Here is a 17,586-nt window from a genome sequence, read left to right as displayed (position 1 = left end):
CTGAGGAATCATCGATGAACGCACTCCTGCCCACCGCGATCGTTGGCAGCCTGCCGAAGCCGTTGTGGCTCTCCGAGCCCGAGAAGCTGTGGTCGCCCTGGAAGCTCGAGGGCGACGACCTCGCGGTCGGCAAGCTCGACGCGCAGTCGCTCGCGGCCGAGGAGCAGCGCCGCGCTGGCCTCAGCATCATCAGCGACGGTGAGCAGACGCGTCAGCACTTCGTCACGACGTTCATCGAGCACCTCAGCGGGGTCGACTTCGAGCGCCGCGAGACCGTGCGCATTCGCAACCGCTACGACGCGAGCGTGCCGACCGTCACGGGTGCGGTGAGCCGCGAGCGCTCCGTGTTCGCCGAAGACGCGAAGCGCCTGCGCGCCGAGACCGACCAGCTGATCAAGTGGGCGCTCCCCGGCCCCATGACGATGATCGACACGCTGTACGACGCGCACTACCAGAGCCGCGAGAAGCTGGCGTGGGAGTTCGCGACCATCCTGAACCAGGAGGCGAAGGAGCTCGAGGCTGCCGGCGTCGACATCATCCAGTTCGACGAGCCCGCGTTCAACGTGTTCTTCGACGAGCTGAAGGATTGGGGCGTCGCCGCCCTCGAGCGCGCCACCGAGGGTTTGAAGGCGCAGACCGCCGTGCACATTTGCTACGGCTACGGCATCAAGGCGAACAACGACTGGAAGGCGACGCTCGGCGAGGAGTGGCGCCAGTACGAGGAGTCGTTCCCGCTGCTGCAGCAGTCGTCGCTCGACATCATCTCGCTCGAGTCGCACAACTCGCGCGTACCCGTCGAGGTCATCGAGATGCTGCGCGGCAAGAAGGTCATGCTGGGCGCGATCGACGTCGCCAGCGACACCATCGAGACGCCCGAGGAGGTGGCCGCGACGCTGCGCCGCGCGCTCCCCTACGTTGACGCCGACAAGCTCATTCCGAGCACCAACTGCGGCATGGCCCCCCTCTCGCGCGGCGTCGCCCGCGACAAGATGGTGGCGCTCGCGGCGGGCGCGGAGCTGCTGCGCACCGAACTCGCGTAAGCGCTGATGGGGCCGCGCGCGGCCCCACCGCCCAGCCACCTCGCCACCCGCGCTCATCACCCAATCCGCAAGCAGAGGAACACATCCACCCCCATAGAGGGTGATGGCTGCAGATGGGGTGATGGCTGCAGATTGGGTGACGACTGCAGCGCCTGGGCAACGAGCGACTACGCGGTCAGCGGCGCCGCGGGCGATGCGGGGTCGCCGGCGCCCGCAGCGCCGCGCGCGTTTTCGGTGGTGTCGCGTCGGCGCAGCGCCGCCACGATGCCGAACGCGATGAGGCCCTGGCCGAGCGTGTAGGTGAGCATGACGAGCCCGTTTGTCCAGATCGACGTGCCGGGCACGAAGAGCCGGAACGCGAGGATCGCGTCGGAGAGCAAAAAGAGCGCGCCGCCGAGCCCCACGATCGGGCCGCACCGGGTCGCCATCGCGGCGGTCGCGGCGAGCAGCACCCCGTAAGCCATGACCGCCCCCGAGAGCGACTTCGTGTGCGGCAGCAGCAGCGCGATGAGCACGAGGTACGCGACCACGTAGACCAGGCTCCACGCCGGCAGCCGGCGCACGGCGATACCGCGACCGCGCCACATCAGCAGCACGTAAGCGATGTGGGCGATGCCGAAGCACGCGAGCATCATCGGCAGCTCGTCGCGGAACATCGGGAAGAACCACCGCGCCCCGTCGCCGAGCCACGAAAACACGATGGCGATGACGAGCACTGTGAGCGCGCCCACCGGCACCGGCCGCACGCGCAGCCCGGGCACGAAGACGAGCGACGCGACGACGGCGCCGACGAGCAGCGGCATGAGCAGCAGCTTCGTCCACCCTTCGAAGGCGTACTGGCCGAAGCACGCGATCACGTGCACCACGGAGATCACCGCGTACGGTACGAATGGCCACAGGGCACGGGTGCGCTCGGTCATACTCGCATCATAGGGCTCGCGGGGCATCATCGCAGCGCTCGAAATCGTCAGAGGTCTCGTATCGCTCGTACGCGGCTACGGCTCGATCAAGATGCCGTCGTCATCGCACCAGACTTGCGCGCCGGGCCGGAACGTCACCCCGCCGATCTCGACCGGCACATCGAGCTCGCCGGCGCCCGTCTTCGTGGACTTCGCGGGGTTCGACCCGAGCGCTTTCACCCCGAACGGCAGCGTACCGATCGCGACACGGTCACGAATGGCTCCATTCACGATGAGACCCGCCCAGCCGTTGTCGCAGGCGAGCTCCGCGATCATGTCGCCGACCAGTGCGGTCTCCAGCGATCCACCGCCATCAATGACCAGCACGGCACCCTCACCCGGGCCCGAGAGCACTTCTTTGAGCAGCGCATTATCTTGATGGCACTTGACCGTGCGCACGACACCCGTGAAGCCGGTCATACCGCCGATGTTCTGGAACTGCAGCGAGACCGACTCCAGCTCACTGCCGCGCTCGTCGTATAAATCTGCGGTGCTGACCTGCGCCATGATGTTGCTCCCCTCTTGCGGCCACCCCTTCCGGTGACCGCGTACCGACATGGTGTCGGTGTGTGCGTCTGACGTTACCTGCATCCTCCGACATTCGGGTGAGGCGCGGCAATCGGGGGCAATCCGGTGCGAGGTCGTCATCGGTCGGCAACACGAGAAGCGATCCTGAACTGTACAAAAGTACATGTACACATGTACAGTTACTGGCAGACCCGCACCCCACCCCGGATTGGTGTCGTTTTCCGAGCCAAATCACCACGGTTTCGCGCAGAAAGTGACACCAATCCGCGGGGGCAGCAAGCACACCCCGACCCCGGAGCACGATGAACGCAGAGACCGCCACGCAGGCCGCCACGCAGGCCGCACCGCGTCGACGCGACCCCGAGGGTCGGCGCCGGGCGATCCTGGAGGCAGCCACCGCGATCATCGTGGAGCAGGGCCCTGCCGCCCTCACCCACCGCGCCGTCGCCGCGCGTGCGTCGGTGCCGCTCGGGTCGACCACCCAATACTTCACGTCGATCGACGACCTGCGCGAGTCGGCGCTGCAGGCCCTCGCCGACGAGATCGACGAGGCGCTCGCCCGGCTCGAGCCGCTCGCCGAGCACTTCATCGACGACCCGGGGCCCGTCGTCGACGAGATGCTCCGCTACCTCAGCGACGAGCGCACCGTGCACGCCGACATCGCGCTCATGACCGCCGGCACCACCGACGAACGGTTGCGCGCACTCGCACTGCGCTGGCCCGAGCGACTCATCGAGATTCTCGGGCCGTGCGTCGGCGACGAGCGCGCCATTGCGATCGCGGTCTTCCTCGACGGGGCAACGATGCACGCCGGCCTCACCCGGGCCCCGCTCAGCCGCGATCAGATCATGCGCACGCTGACGGCGCTCGCGACGATGCCGGCCCCCGACCCCGCGACGTAGTGGGGCTCGGCCGCACCGCGGCCGGCCCGATCCTGCACCACCCCTCCCACCCCGGAACACAGCGACCCTGGAAAGGCCGTGACCATGTCCGATCTGCACACCAACCAGACCCCGACCCCGCGCAACGAAAAGGCAAGCAATGCGAGCGCCGAAGCGCCCCGCGCCCCGCTCAGCAAGCGCCGCCGCTGGGCCGCGCTCAGCGTGCTCACCGCGAGCCTGCTCGTGATCACGATGGATATGACCATCTTGAACATCGCGCTGCCCGAAATGGCGGCCGAGCTGCACCCGACCTCGTCGCAGCAGCTCTGGATCATCGACGTGTACTCCCTCGTGCTCGCCGGCCTGCTGGTCTCGTTCGCGGCGATCGCCGACCGTTGGGGCCGCAAACGCATGCTGCTGCTCGGCTACACGATCTTCGGCGCCTCATCGCTGCTGGTACTGTTCGCGACGAACGCGGAGTCGGTCATCGCGATTCGCGCGATCCTGGGTATCGGTGGGGCGATGATCATGCCGATCACGCTGTCGCTGATCCGCGTCATCTTCACGAGCGCCCGTGAGCGCGCCACCGCCCTCGCGATCTGGGCCGCGGTGTCGGGTCTCGGCGCCGCCTTCGGTCCGCTCATCGGCGGCGTGCTGCTCGAGCACTTCTCGTGGCACGCGGCGTTCCTGGTGAACGTGCCGCTGATGGCGATCGGTGTGATCGCGGGCATCCTGATCCTCCCCGAGTCGCGCGTCGCGCACCCGGGCCGCTGGGACTTCATCGCGGCCGCGCTGTCGCTCGTCGGTATGACGCTGCTCGTGTGGGCGATCAAGACCTTCGGCAAGGAGGCGAGCGTGCTCGTTCCCGAGGCGATCGTCGCGTTCGTCGCCGGCGCCGCGCTGCTCGTGTGGTTCGTGCTGCGCTGCCTGCGCAGCGACGCCCCGCTGCTCGACCTCGGCCTGTTCCGCAACCGCGTCTTCTCGGCCGGCACGATCGCCGCGCTCGGCTCGACGTTCGCCATGATGGCCGCGCTGCTGCTCATCGCGCAGTGGCTGCAGCTCGTCGACGGCGCCTCGCCGGTCGAGGCCGGCGTGCGCCTCTTCCCGATTGCAATCACGGGCGCGCTGGCATCGCTCGCGGCCCCGGCTGTTGCACGCCGCATCGGCGCGCGAGCCGTGCTCTCGGGCGGCCTCGGGCTCGCGGGGCTCGGCATGCTGCTCATCGGCGTGCAGCCCGGCACGCTCTCACTACTCACGGTGATCATCGGCCTGTGCCTCGTGGGCGCGGGCACCGGATCCCTCGCCATCGCCTCCGCAATGATCATGCACGGATCCCCCGAAGAGAAAGCGGGCAACGCCGGCGCAATCGAGGAGACCTCGTACGAGCTCGGCGCCGTGCTCGGCGTGGCGATTCTCGGCAGCATCTCAGCGCTGCTCTACCGCACCGAGTTCATGGGCGCGAGCGTGCTCACCGGCATCGACCCCACCCTCGCCACGCAAGCCGAGGAGTCGCTCGGGGCCGCGGTCTCGATCGCGGGCGAGCTGAACCTCCCCGAGCTCGGCCAGCAGGCGGGCGTCGCGTTCACGCACGCGATGCAGTCGACCGGGATCGCCGGAGGCATCATCATGCTCGCCGTCGCCGTGGCCGTGTTCGTGACGACACCCAAGGGCACCGACGTCTCGGAGTCCTCGCACTAGGCGCGCTGGCCCCGAGCTGCCCCCGAGCCCGCGCCCAACGCGCGAGAACTTGATGGCAGTTTGGTGCGCTAAAACCACGAATAGCGCACCAAACTGCCATCAAACCTTCTGGCGCGGGTTCCGAAGCCACCCCGAGTGCAGAGCACCAGCACCTGATGACCCGTGTGATGCACTAAAACCCCTTTTAGCGCACCACACGCGTCATCAAATTGGCACGAGACTGCAGCCACTCAACCGCCTCGCATGGAGCACCGCAAGCGAGGGCTGAGCGAACGGGGTGCGGCGATCCGGCACCAGGGTGACCCTGAGTCGACCCCTCGCCGCACCCCGAACGACCCTGACCCCGGTACTGCGCGAAGCGGTACCGGGGTCTCATGCGGTTGATACCTCGGGCCGACGCGGCGACCGGGGGTGCGAACGTACCTTGGAATCATCGCGGACGAACAGCCGGTTCGCCCCGCACCGAGAGGAGCACGCCATGAGCGCCACCCTGACCCCCGACGTCACCGAGACCACCGCACACACCACCGTCGCCCCCGACACCGCGCCGGTGCCCGCGAGCAACGCCGCATCGACCGGCTCCGTGCCGTTCCCGAACGGGCCGGTCGCCGCCGACCACTCGCGCGCCTTCACCATCACCAGCTTCGTGCTTGGCATCGCGTCGGTCGCGAGCGGCTGGACCTTCTTCGCTCCCATCACCGGACTCATCTTCGGCATCCTCGCCCTGCGCCGCGGCACGCAAGACCGCGCCCTCGCACTCTGGGGTGTCTGGTTGAACGCGGCGATGCTCGCCATCTGGGCCGTCATCGCCCTCGCCGGAACCGCTGTCTTCGGCTTCGCCGCACTCGCGCATCTCGCCGCGGTCTAACCCGCTGACGGCTGCCGGATCACCGCTCGTGCGTCACCTCGACCGCGTCAGGTCGCCTGGGTCGATACACCCAGGTGACCATGACGACCGAGATGATCATGAGCAGCAGCCACGAGATGATCTTCTGCCCCGACACGAACTCCCACCCCTCGGCCTGGTTCGGGTAGAGCCAGGCGCCCGAGAGTGTGGCGATGTTCTCGGCGATCCAGATGAACACGGCCACCCCGAGAAACACGGGCAGCAGCGGCACCGTGAGCGTCGCGCGCCAGATACGGAAGTGCATCATCGTCGGGAACCACAGCAGCACGACGGCAGCGAGCAGGATCCACCGCACATCGAATACGTAATGGTGCGTGAAGAAATTCGCGTAGATCGCCACCGCCACTACGGTGGTCGCCCAGATCGGCGGATACCGCGTGAACCGCAGGTCGTGCAGCCGATAAATGCGCACCATGTACGACCCGACCGCGGCGTACATGAACCCGCTGAACAGCGGCACCGCACCGAGGCGCAGCACCCCGTCGGCCGCGTACGCCCACGACCCCACGTCGGTCTTGAACAGCTCCATCACGGTGCCCGTGATATGAAACAGCACGATCACCCAGAGCTCGCGCCCGCTCTCGAGCTTGCCGGCGAGCATTCCGACCTGGATCGCCACCGCCGCGATCGTCATCGCGTCATTGCGGGCGAGCACCGCATCGTCGGGGTACCACAGCCGAGCCGCGACGATCACAATCAGCATGAGCGCCCCGAAGACGCACGCCCACGCCTGCTTCAGCAGGAAGACGGCGACCTCGATGAGCACCGCGCGCACCCCACTGGCCGGCTTCCCCGCGAGCAGGCGATGGGCGGTGCGGTCGATGGCCCGCTCGAGCGGGGTGAGCTGCCGGGTCAGGGGCTTGGTGGGGGTGAGGTCACTGGGGCTGTTGTCTCTGGGCACGTTCTTCCCGGTGCCGCGCCCCCCGAGGCTCTTCTCCTCGGGTCCGCTCTCCCCGGCTCCGATCTTCCTGAGCCTGTGGCCCCGAGGCCCACGGTCCCCGGGCGTCTCTGGTCGCTCGCCGGCACTCCCGGGCTGCTCCGCGCGCTCGCGAGGCTCCCCCGCCTCCCCCGGCGTTGACGCAGCATCTCCCATGCAGAGAGGCTAGCGTGCACCGGCTGGGTGATCCTGCGCTGGGTAATCCCGCCCTGGCTGCGCGGCGACGCCCTCTATATCTCAGCCCCGCGACCCCTCGCCCCTCCCAAACTCCCGCGAGTGCACCACTTTCTCCCGAGTGCACCAGCCACAAAGGGGTGCACTCGCGAACAAGGGGTGCGTTCGCGGCCGGGAACCCTTTGCAAGGGCGAGAGTCACCACTGCGTGCACTGTCCAAGTGCTCCTCGCCAGTGGCACCTCGCCACCTCGCTCCTTTTGCGAGTGCACCACTTTCTACCGAGTGCACCAGCCAGAAAGGGGTGCACTCGCGTAAAAGTGGTGCACTCGCGATGGAAACCAGCCCCCGAACCAAGCACACCGCCCCACACACGGAAGCGGGGCCCGGGATCCTCAGATCCCGAGCCCCGCTCGCACCTCACTCGCCCTACGGGCGGGGGCGCCGCTCGCGAATGCGCATGTTGATCACGATGGGGCTGCCCTCGAAGCCGTAGCGTTCGCGCAGGCGTCGCTGAATGAAGCGGCGGTACTGCGGGTCGAGGAAGCCCGAGGTGAAGAGCACGAATGTCGGCGGGCGGTTCTGCACCTGGGTGCCGAACAGGATGCGCGGCTGCTTGCCGCTGCGCAGCGGGTGCGGGTGCTCCTGCACGAGCTCGGCGACGAACGCGTTGAACTTGCCAGTCGGCACGCGCGTGTCCCACGATTCGAGGGCCTGCTCGAGCGCGGGCACGAGCTTCTCGAGGTGGCGACCGGTGCGCGCCGAGATGTTGACGCGGGGCGCCCAGTCGACGTGTGCCAGGTCGGTCTCGATCTCGCGTTCGAGGTAGCGGCGACGATCGTCGTCGAGCATGTCCCACTTGTTGAAGGCGAGCACGAGCGCGCGCCCCGATTCGAGCACGAGGTCGATGATGCGCAGATCCTGATCCGAGATCTCCTGCGTCACGTCGATGAGCACGACGGCGACCTCAGCCTTTTCGAGTGCCGCGGCGGTGCGCAGCGAGGCGTAAAAGTCGGCGCCCTTCTGCAGGTGCACGCGGCGGCGAATGCCGGCGGTGTCGACGAAGGTCCAGACGCGGCCCGCGATCTCGACCTGTTCGTCGACCGGGTCGCGCGTGGTGCCGGCGATGTCGCTCACGACGGCGCGTTCTTCACCGGCGGCCTTGTTGAGCAGGCTCGACTTGCCTACGTTGGGGCGGCCGAGCAGGGCGACACGGCGGGGGCCGAGCAGCTTGGGCTGCGCGACGGCGGATTCGTCGGGCAGCACGGCGATGACCTGGTCGAGCAGGTCGGCGACGCCGCGGCCGTGGAGCGCCGAGATGGGGTGCGGTTCGCCGAGGCCGAGCGACCAGAGCTGCGCGGCTTCGCCCTCGAGCACGGCGTCGTCGACCTTGTTGGCGATCAAGAAGACGGGCTTGTCGGTGCGGCGCAGCAGCTGCACGACGCGCTCGTCGGTCGCGGTCGGGCCGACGCGCGAGTCGACGACGAACAGCACGACGTCGCAGAGCTCGATGGCGACCTCGGCCTGCAGCGCGACCGAGGCGTCGATGCCCTTGGCATCGGGTTCCCAGCCGCCGGTGTCGACGAGGCTGAAGCGCGTGCCCGACCACTCGGCCGGGTAGGTGACGCGATCGCGAGTGACACCGGGCTTGTCTTGCACGACGGCCTCGCGGCGGCCGAGGATGCGGTTGACGAGCTGCGACTTGCCCACGTTCGGGCGGCCGACGATGGCGACGACGGGCAGCGCTTCGGCGACCGGCTCGCGGAAGCCGAGGAACTCGCCCTCGTCGCTGATCATCGCGAGGTCGTCGTCTTCGAGGTCGAAGCCCTCGAGGTTCGAGCGCATGGCGCGCAGGCGCTCTTCGTCGGTGACCGACGGGTCGAACCCTTCGCCCACGATCACGTCGTCGGCGAAATCGGCGGCGTTGAAGACGCTTTCGGTCTCGTAGTCTTCAGGGTCGAACTCGGGGGCGGCGGCCACCTGGCTGCCGTCGGGGTTCACCTGCATCACCTCGGGGCCATCGAATTCGGCTCCGTCGCTGCCGGATCCACCGTTCACGGGGGTATCGCCGCTGTCGGCGGCGTGCTTGCCCGCACGCTGAGGGGTCTGCTCGCTCATCATTCGCTCTCTTCCGCGGCACCCTGCGCCGCTCGTACGATATCGACCACAGCCTGCACCGACTGCTCGAAGTCTAGATCGCTCGTATCGACGAGCGTTACCCCCGGGGCCGGGGTGAAGAAGTCCACGACGAGCGCGTCCTTCGCGTCACGCGCTTCGATCGCGGCGAGCACCTCGGTGTGCGTGAGGCCCGACAGTTCGCCGGCGCGGCGCTGCGCCCGCACGTCGGCAGACGCGGTCATCAGAATGCGCACGGGCGCATCGGGCGCCACCACGGTCGTGATGTCGCGCCCTTCGATGACGACGCCGGGCAGCCCCGACGCGGCGACGATCTCGCGGAACATCGCGTTGAGCCGCTCGCGCACCTCCGGATGCTTTGACACTCGGCTGACGAGCCCGCTCACGGCGTGCTCGCGAATCGCGTCGGTCAGCGCGTACGTGCGATAGGTCTCGCCATCGTTCCAGACGACGGTGACCTGCTGCGGCCCGCGCAGCGTGATCGAGTAGTTCCAATCGCGCAGGATCGCCGCGACGGCATCGGCATCATCAAGATCGGCACCGAGCTCGGTCGCCATCCACGCGAGCGCGCGGTACGCGGCGCCCGTGTCGAGAATGCCGAAGTCGAGTCGCTCGGCTGCCGCGCGCGAGACGCTCGATTTGCCGCTGCCGGCAGGCCCGTCGATTGCGACGAGCAGCGGTGCGGTCGAGATCGAGGTCACGGATGCGGGGTCGCTCGATGCCGCGTTCTGCAGTGCAGCATCAGTCACAGCGTTCTCCATCCGCGTTCCGCGAGATCAGCGAGGGCTCGTTCGGCGACCTCTGGCAGCACAGCGATCTCGGCGAATCCGATCTGGGCGCCCGGCGAGTGCTCAAGACGCAAGTCTTCCATATTAATACCGAGTTCTCCGAGTTCGGTGAGCAGCTTCGCGAGCTGGCCCGGAGAATCATCGATGAGCACCGTGATCGAGGTGAATCGCTCGGACGATCCGTGCTTACCCGGAATGCGTGAGACCCCGTTGTTGCCGGCCGAGAGCAGGTCGGCGATGCGACGCCGCGCCCCGGTCTGCGCGGGATCGCGCAGCGCATCGGCGAACGCGGCCACGTCGGCGGCGAACGCGTCGAGCAGCTCGACAACGGGAGCACTGTTGGCGCCCAAGATCTGCACCCACAGTTCCGGGTCGCTCGACGCGACGCGGGTGGTGTCGCGCAGCCCGGCACCGGCGAGCCCGATCGCCTGCTCCTGGGCGGGCACGAGGCGCGCGGCCAGCAGGCTCGACACCACCTGGGGCAGGTGCGAGACGAGCCCGACGGCGCGATCGTGCTCTGCAGGGGTCATCTCGAGCAGCACGCCGCCGAGATCGAGGGCCACGGCCTCGACGACCGACAGCACCTCGGCCGAGGTCTCGCCGTCACGGCAGATCACCCAGGGGCGTGCGACGAACAGGTCAGCGCGGGCCATGATGGCCCCACCGCGCTCGCGGCCCGCCATCGGGTGCGAGCCGACGTAGTTGGCGAGGTCGATGCCGCGACGGGTGAGTTCTTCGAACGGCGCCAGCTTCACGCTCGCGACATCGGTGACGACTGCACCGGGGTAGGTGCGCAGCGCGCGCTCCACCACGTCGGCGGTCACGTCGGGCGGGGTCGCCACGATCACGAGTGCGGGTGCCGCATCGTCGGCGGTGCGCAGTCGACCGGCACCGTAGTCGGCGGCGAGCGCGACCGTGGTCGGCGACAGGTCTTCGAGCGTCACGTCGACGCCGCGCTCGCGGAGGCCGAGCCCGACGCTCGCCCCGAGCAGCCCGGCACCGATGATGTGCACCGTGCCCCGGGTTCGCGCTGCGAGCGGCGCACGCTCCCCCGGCGCCCGCAAGTGCGCACCGGATGCCTGCGCGACGGTAGCCTGCGATTCAGGCGCCGGATCACCGGGACGCCCGGCCACGGTAACCGATTCGGGTGCTGCCGCGCTCATCGTCCGCCCTGCTTCCGACCGCCACGGGGCCCGTTCGAGCCACCGCGCTGCTGTCCCTGGCTGCCACCGCGCTGCGGGGCTCGACCGTTGTTCTGCTGCTTGGGGCCGCCCGATCCGCCGCGCCCGCCGAAACCGTCGAAGCCACCGGAGCCGCCGTTGCCGTCACCCGAACGCCCACGACCGCCTTCGCGATCCGCGCCACGCGCCCCGTCGCCCTTCGGGCCGCCACGACCATGCGGGTTGCCGCGCGCCGCCGTGCCGCGCATGCCGCGCGCGCCGGCACCGTCTCCCGGTCGACCGGCGGTCACCTCGCGACGTTTCTTCGCGGGCTTGCCGGCTTCGGTCGAGGCACCGCCAGAGCGGCCGCGGGTGTCGGCGCTCGGCGATCCGGCACCGCCCTCGGCACCGTCGCCCGAAGCACCGCCGTCGGCAACTGCCGAGAGCAGCGCCCCGCGTTCGGCCGGCGCCAGCTCGCGCAGCTCGCCGGAGCGCAGCGTGCCGAGGTGCAGCGGCCCGAATTGGCGACGCACGAGCTCGACGACCGGATGCCCGACCTCGGCGAGCATGCGGCGCACGATGCGGTTGCGCCCCGAGTGCAGCGTCAGCTCGACCAGCGAGTGCGCGGTGCCCGTGCCGTTCGGCAGCAGCTTCGCGCGATCCGCGTGAATCGGCCCGTCCTTGAGCTCAACCCCGTCTTTGAGCTGCTGGATCACCGCAGCCGTCACCCGCCCGCGCACCTTCGCGATGTACGTCTTCTGCACCCCGAAGCTGGGGTGCGCGAGGCGGTGCGCGAGGTCGCCGTCGTTCGTGAGGATGAGCAGGCCGCTCGTGTCTTCGTCGAGGCGACCCACGTTGTAGAGGCGGTCTTCCACCTGATCGGCGAACTCACGCAGGTCGGGGCGGCCGTTCTCGTCGCTCATGGTCGAGACGACGCCAGTGGGTTTGTTGAGCACGAAGTAGCGCTTCGAAACGTCGAGCTGCACGACGACGCCGTCGACGCGCACCTCATCAGTATCCGGATCGACGCGCGAGCCCAGCTCGCGCTCCTCCACGCCGTTCACCGTGACGCGACCGCTGGTGATCAGCGTTTCGCAGGCGCGGCGCGAAGCGACCCCCGCGTGCGCGAGCGCCTTCTGCAGGCGAACGCGGCCGTCATCGTCGTGCGCCGCGTCGCCGCCGTCGCTACCAGCAGCGCCTGCACCACCACCCGAACCCGCGCCGGTGATGGGCCGATCCCACCCGAACTCCGCGAGGTCGACTTCGATGTTCTCGCCGTCGACGGAGAATGATCCGCCGAGGCCCTCCGAGCGCGTCATTCTTCGAATCCTTCCGTGGGCTCATCGAGGAGCGGTGAAATGGGTGGCAACTCCGAGATGTCGCCGATGCCGAGGTATCCGAGCAGGGCGTCGGAGGTGCCATAGAGAATCGCGCCGGTCTCGCCGTCTTGCCCGACCTCGGTCACGAGGCCGCGGCCGAGCAGCGTGCGCACGACCGAGTCGACGTTCACCGCGCGGATCGACGCGATCGCGCCGCGCGAGATCGGCTGGCGGTACGCGATCACCGAGAGCGTTTCGAGTGCCGCCTGCGAGAGGCGCGACGGCGTCTGCTGCTGCACGAAGTCGGCGACGATCGGGTCGAGGCTCTCACGGACGTAGAACCGGTATCCGCCCGCGACCTCGCGGAGCTCGAAGCCGCGGGGCGATCCGGCACCCGCGCCATCGCCCGCTGCGACCGCAGCGCCCGCAGCACCAGACCCCACCGCGTCGCCGTTGAACTCGGCAACGAGTGCCGACAAGGCCGCCCGAACCTCGCGCACGGGCCGGTCAGTGGCAGTCGCCAAGGCGACCGCGCTGAGCGGTTCGTCGGCGACGATGAGCAGCGCCTCGAGCTGCTGCGACAGCGAGTGCGCGGCGCGGGCGCGCTCGAGCTCGGGGTTCGCGCCCGGCTCGGCCGTCTGCTCGAGTGTCGCCTCAGTCATAATCGTTCCCTAACGTAGCAAGTTCGTCGTCTGACCAGCTCTCGCCGAACCACTGCACGTGCAGCTCTCCGAGCGGCTCGGCCTGCTCGAACGTCACTGCGGCCCGCCGATACAGCTCCAGAATGGCGAGAAAGCGCGCGACCACCACACCCCGCTCGGGTTCTCCCGCGATGAGTTCACGGAAGCTGCGCACGCCGCCGGTACGCAACAGGGCGACGACGACTGCCGCCTGCTCGCGAATCGACACGAGCGGCGCGTGCAGGTGGTCGAGCCCGACCGTCGGAATCTCGCGCGGCGCGAACGCCAGCGTCGCGAGCGCCGCGAAGTCGGCGGCGTTCAGCGTCCAGACGAGCTCGGGCCCGCGGTCGCGGTACTTCGCGTCGAGCGGCACGAGCCGCGCGTGCCGCGCCCCCTCGGCCTCGAGCTGGTCACGGAACCACGCGCTCGCCTGCTTGAACGCCCGGTACTGCAGCAGACGCGCGAAGAGTAGGTCGCGCGCCTCGAGCAGCGCGATGTCTTCGGCGTCGACCGCCTCGCCCTGCGGCAGCAGGCTCGCGATCTTCAGGTCGAGCAGGGTTGCGGCGACGACCAAGAACTCCGAGGCACGGTCGAGATGCTCAACGCCCTCGCCCTCGATCGTTGCCAGGTACGCGATGAACTCGTCGGTCACGAGACTCAGCGACACCTCGGTGATGTCGAGCTCGTGCTTGCCGATGAGGTTCAGCAGCAGGTCGAAGGGGCCGTCGAAGATTTCGAGGCTGACGCGAAAGCCGGCGGGCGCGGTCTCAGTCGTTTCCGCGGTCGCCGGTGCGGTTGCTGACGCAGACGCAGACGCCGGATCGGCCGCTCCCCCGGCAGGCGCGACCGCATTCGCCGCGGGCACCGGATCCGTACCTGCCGCAGCGGCGCCCGGATCGGTGCTCACCACCATGGCGCTAGGCGACGACGCCGCGCTGCACGAGCTCGCGGGCCAGCTTGAGATACGCCTCGGATGCGGCGTTGGAGGGGGCGTAGTCGAGAATCGGCTTCGCGGCGATCTGCGCGTCGGGCAGCTTCACCGTGCGGCCGATGACCGTGTCGAAGACCTTGTCGTCGAACGTGTCGACGACGCGCTCGAGCACCTCGCGGGCGTGCAGCGTGCGGGCGTCGTACATGGTCGCGAGAATGCCGTCGAGCTCGAGAGCCGGGTTCAGGCGATCGCGCACCTTGTCGACGGTTTCGACGAGCAGCGCGACACCGCGCAGCGCGAAGTATTCGCAGGCGAGCGGAATGAGCACGCCGTGGCTCGCCGTCAGCGCATTGACCGTGAGCAGCCCGAGCGAGGGCTGGCAGTCGATCAGAATGACGTCGTAGTCGCCGGCGACCTTGCGCAGCACGCCGGCGAGAATCTGCTCGCGGGCGACCTCGGTCACGAGGTGCACCTCGGCCGCCGAGAGATCGATGTTCGCCGGGATCACGTCGAGGCCCGCCGTCTCGGTGTGCTGGATCGCCTCGCGCGGATCCTTCACCTTGCCGAGCATGAGGTCGTAAATCGTGGGCACGTCGTGCGCCTGAATGCCGAGGCCGGCTGAGAGCGCGCCCTGCGGATCGAAGTCGACGGCGAGCACGCGGCGACCGTAGCGCGCGAGCGCGGCGGCCAGGTTGATGGTGCTCGTCGTCTTGCCGACGCCACCCTTCTGGTTGCACATCGCGATGATGCGCGCGGGGCCGTGGCGGTCGAGCTTTTTCGGCGCCGGGATGATGCGATCGGGTCGCCCGGTGGGCCCAAGTTCGACCTGCTTCGCCATACCCGGCCTCCTCCCGCTCGCTGACATTCCATCCTAGCCTGGAGCGGCCGTCGCTAGGATCGGGGAACGTGACCGAAACCGACGCACCCACGCTCTCGCAGCTCACCGACCGGGTGGGGCACGCCGCCGCCGCTCGCGGCATCGACCTCGATGCGCCGCAGCGCGAGCTGCTCACCGAGATCGCGGAGCTCGCCGAGCACTGGGCCGATCCCGCAGCGCCCGTCGGCGCCTTCGTGCACGGGCCCGCCGGTCGCGGCAAGACCTGGCTCATGAGCGAGATCTTCACCGCCGTCGACGTGCCCGAGGCCGCCAAGCGCCGCGTGCACTTCCACACCTTCTTCCAGGAGCTGCAGCGCCGCTTCGGCGCGCAGATGACCGCGCGCGAGGCGATCGATGACACGGTAGACGAACTGCTCGACGGTGCCGAACTGTTCTTCTTCGACGAGCTGCACGTGCACGATCCGGGCGGGGCGAGCCTGCTCAACCGGCTCATCGCGGAGCTGGTTGAGCGCCGCATCCCCACGCTCTTCACCTCGAACTACGCCCCCGAGGGGCTGCTCGCGAACCCGGTGTTCCACCACGTCGTCGAGCCGAGCGTGCGCCTCATCCGCGAGCACTTCGCGGTGCGCACCCTCGACGGCGGCACCGACTACCGCACGGCGGGCTCCGCTGCGGGCGATGCGCGGCCCGCGACCGGGTTCGCATCGGGGCGCTGGATCGCCGTACCCACCGGCACCCCGGCGGCGAGCGCCGTCAGCGCCGCTCAGCTCACCCCGCCGACCGCAGCCGAGGCCACGCAGGTGCTCGATGGGCACCGTACGCTGCGCGCGCTCGCGGTGCGCCCGGTCGACTCCGCGACTTCTCACTCCTCCTCTGAGATCTGGTTCTCCTTCGACGACCTGCTCGAGGCGTCGTCGATCGCCGAGGACTTCCTCGACCTCGCCGCGCAGCACGGCCACTGGGTGCTCGTCGGTGTGCCGCCGCTGTCGCGCGCGAGCCGGGAGGCGCGTCAGCGGTTCGTCGCGCTGCTCGACGTGCTCGTGCACGCCGACCTGCCGCTGACGGTGTTCGCGAGTACCGACCGGGCCGGGCTCGTCGATATCGCCGACCCGCCGGCCGACCTCTTCCGCACCGTCAGCCGCCTCGCGCTGCTGGGCGAATGACGCCCGTCGCGCACGCCGAGACCCCCTTCGGGGCGCACCTCGCGTGGCGCGCGCATCCCGTCGACCAGCCCAACACCACGCACGCGCCGGATCGCCAAGCCATCGCCCACGAACTCCTCGCGGGCCTGCTCCACGACCTGCGCCCCGGCATCGCGCCCGAGGCATTCGTGTTCGTGCGCCGGTGCCCGTCGTGCGGCAGCACCGCGCACGGCGCACCGAGCGTCCGCCTTGTCGGCGAGCACAGCTCGCCCTCACCGGCGCTCCCCCGCATCGGCATCAGCTACGCAGCGGGCCTCGTGGCGGTCGGCGTCGCCCCGCCCGAGGCCACGGCCTTCGCGATCGATGTCGAGCTCGACGACGACCTCACACGCGCCCGCATCGCGGAGGCGCTCGACCTGCACCCGTCCGACGCCGATACCCGCACCTGGACCCGCCTCGAAGCCATCGCGAAGGCCTCCGGCGCGGGCCTGGGCACGTCGCTGCGCGCACCAGCAGTCGAGACTCGCGCCGACGGCACCTGGCACACCACCACGGAGCCCCCGCTGCTGGGCGCAGACCTGCCCCTGACGCTCCTGGCACCCATGCCCCGGGCGATCCTCACCGTCGCCCTCGCACTCCCCGAGCCTCGGCGCACGGAAACCGCGCGCCTGCCGTAGGAGATTCGGCTTCGATGACACGTTCAGCGCAAGATCCACCAACTGAAGCCGAATCTCCCAACAAGCCTGCACGCAGGTAGAGTCACACGCGTGATGTTCCGGCAAAGTATTGGCGTGCTGGCAGCGCTCGCCTCCAGCTCATTGCTGCTTCTCGTCTGCCTGACGGGGTGCGCACCCGAACCGAAGAGCGTCGCAAACGAAGGCGAGCCACAGACACCGACAACCGTTCGGGAGACCGTAGAGCCGACTCCCAATCCTTCGGAAACGCCTTCGGCTCCCTCGATTGTCGTCCCGTCATGCGATGAGATTCTGCCCATCGAGTCGATACACGCTTTCCTGAATGACGATCGAGTTGAACGGCACGAGGTTGGCCCCGACGGCCTCGAGAGGCTTGCAAGCGAGCCGTTCGGACCAAGTGCCGTCGCAGCGTATCAAGGTGCGTTGCAACTCACGCACTGTACCTGGGGATATCCCCAGTCCGATGGCTTTGCGGACGTCGTATTCGCGGAACTGTCACCCGAATCGACAGCTTCCTTCACCGCGGCACTTGAAGATTCCGTTTTCGTCAAGCGCACTTCTGGCGCAGCAGTGATCTATGAGGATCTTGATCCGCAGCGCCGCAAGTCGTTGCCGGTCCGTCATGGGTTCATTGGAAACATCTGGGTTGGCACGACGGGCTCAATTAGCGGGTACTTTTTCGAACCCGCTTTGACCAGGATGAGCGAGCTCAACCCGGCAGTCTCGTGACGCGTTCTGTAGGCATACGCAACCAAACCGTCAAACGCTGACCGAC

Annotated in this window: 16 protein-coding genes and 1 pseudogene; 7 read left to right on the top strand and 10 right to left on the bottom strand. The window is 68.9% G+C overall.

All coding sequences use genetic code 11. The annotated features are described in order from the left end of the window. Positions 1-14: 14 nt before the first annotated feature. Positions 15-1,040, top strand: coding sequence for a methionine synthase (locus AMS67_RS02450; RefSeq protein WP_053385943.1), 1,026 nt, complete (start codon positions 15-17; stop codon positions 1,038-1,040). A 167-nt stretch (positions 1,041-1,207) separates the two neighbouring features. On the opposite strand, the gene AMS67_RS02445 is transcribed toward AMS67_RS02450, so the two are convergent. Next, on the bottom strand, positions 1,208-1,960 hold the full coding sequence (locus AMS67_RS02445) for a lysoplasmalogenase family protein (protein ID WP_075201193.1): 753 nt from the start codon (positions 1,958-1,960) through the stop codon (positions 1,208-1,210). 75 nt (positions 1,961-2,035) lie between these two features. Then, entirely contained in the window at positions 2,036-2,506 is a 471-nt protein-coding gene (rraA, locus tag AMS67_RS02440; RefSeq protein WP_053385942.1) for a ribonuclease E activity regulator RraA, read from the bottom strand. 323 nt (positions 2,507-2,829) lie between these two features. On the opposite strand from rraA, the gene AMS67_RS02435 reads away from it, so the two are divergent. The 3 genes from AMS67_RS02435 (at position 2,830) to AMS67_RS02425 (ending at position 5,974) form a co-directional block, all read left to right on the top strand. Next, positions 2,830-3,429, top strand: a complete 600-nt coding sequence (locus tag AMS67_RS02435) for a TetR/AcrR family transcriptional regulator (protein WP_053385941.1) — start codon at positions 2,830-2,832, stop codon at positions 3,427-3,429. Between the two features lie 84 nt (positions 3,430-3,513). Beyond that, entirely contained in the window at positions 3,514-5,106 is a 1,593-nt protein-coding gene (locus tag AMS67_RS02430) for an MFS transporter (RefSeq protein ID WP_053385940.1), read from the top strand. A 478-nt stretch (positions 5,107-5,584) separates the two neighbouring features. Then, entirely contained in the window at positions 5,585-5,974 is a 390-nt protein-coding gene (locus tag AMS67_RS02425) for a DUF4190 domain-containing protein (protein WP_053385939.1), read from the top strand. Positions 5,975-5,993: 19 nt separating this feature from the next. Here the strand turns inward: AMS67_RS02425 and AMS67_RS02420 are convergent, their stop codons facing one another. From AMS67_RS02420 to AMS67_RS02385, 8 genes and pseudogenes are all read right to left on the bottom strand, one after another. Beyond that, positions 5,994-6,914, bottom strand: a complete 921-nt coding sequence (locus AMS67_RS02420; RefSeq protein ID WP_241487965.1) for a DUF817 domain-containing protein — start codon at positions 6,912-6,914, stop codon at positions 5,994-5,996. Positions 6,915-7,551: 637 nt separating this feature from the next. Beyond that, entirely contained in the window at positions 7,552-9,129 is a 1,578-nt protein-coding gene (gene der, locus AMS67_RS02415) for a ribosome biogenesis GTPase Der (protein WP_370726581.1), read from the bottom strand. A 110-nt stretch (positions 9,130-9,239) separates the two neighbouring features. Beyond that, entirely contained in the window at positions 9,240-10,019 is a 780-nt protein-coding gene (gene cmk, locus AMS67_RS02410; RefSeq protein WP_082305233.1) for a (d)CMP kinase, read from the bottom strand. After that, the gene (locus AMS67_RS02405; protein WP_082305232.1) at positions 10,004-11,209 is read right to left on the bottom strand and encodes a prephenate dehydrogenase; all 1,206 of its coding nucleotides are present in this window, start codon (positions 11,207-11,209) and stop codon (positions 10,004-10,006) included. Before AMS67_RS02405 ends, cmk begins: the two co-directional genes overlap by 16 nt. Before the next feature lie 437 nt (positions 11,210-11,646). Then, positions 11,647-12,348, bottom strand: a pseudogene (locus tag AMS67_RS17040) (pseudouridine synthase); the annotation flags it as partial. Between the two features lie 173 nt (positions 12,349-12,521). Continuing rightward, a complete protein-coding gene (gene scpB / locus AMS67_RS02395) occupies positions 12,522-13,187 on the bottom strand; it encodes an SMC-Scp complex subunit ScpB (protein ID WP_053385938.1) in 666 nt (221 codons plus the stop codon). After that, positions 13,180-14,118: a segregation and condensation protein A gene (locus AMS67_RS02390; protein WP_082305230.1), complete on the bottom strand. Its 939-nt coding sequence runs from the start codon at positions 14,116-14,118 to the stop codon at positions 13,180-13,182. The genes scpB and AMS67_RS02390 overlap by 8 nt, the downstream gene beginning before the upstream one ends. A gap of 4 nt (positions 14,119-14,122) precedes the next feature. Then, positions 14,123-14,974 carry a ParA family protein gene (locus AMS67_RS02385; protein ID WP_193787061.1) on the bottom strand — a complete coding sequence of 284 codons (852 nt, stop codon included), beginning with the start codon at positions 14,972-14,974 and terminating at the stop codon, positions 14,123-14,125. A gap of 20 nt (positions 14,975-14,994) precedes the next feature. Between AMS67_RS02385 and zapE the strand changes: the two genes are divergently transcribed. From zapE to AMS67_RS17210, 3 genes are all read left to right on the top strand, one after another. Beyond that, positions 14,995-16,137, top strand: a complete 1,143-nt coding sequence (zapE, locus tag AMS67_RS02380) for a cell division protein ZapE (RefSeq protein ID WP_370726580.1) — start codon at positions 14,995-14,997, stop codon at positions 16,135-16,137. Beyond that, positions 16,134-16,793, top strand: coding sequence for a 4'-phosphopantetheinyl transferase family protein (locus AMS67_RS02375; RefSeq protein ID WP_053385935.1), 660 nt, complete (start codon positions 16,134-16,136; stop codon positions 16,791-16,793). Before zapE ends, AMS67_RS02375 begins: the two co-directional genes overlap by 4 nt. 90 nt (positions 16,794-16,883) lie before the next feature. Continuing rightward, positions 16,884-17,540, top strand: a complete 657-nt coding sequence (locus AMS67_RS17210) for a hypothetical protein (RefSeq protein WP_156316503.1) — start codon at positions 16,884-16,886, stop codon at positions 17,538-17,540. Positions 17,541-17,586: the final 46 nt, after the last annotated feature.

It is taken from the genome of Leucobacter japonicus, from assembly GCF_001273855.1.
GTDB classification, from domain to species: Bacteria; Actinomycetota; Actinomycetes; order Actinomycetales; family Microbacteriaceae; genus Leucobacter; species Leucobacter japonicus.
This window is presented reverse-complemented; position numbering and strand designations above follow the sequence as displayed.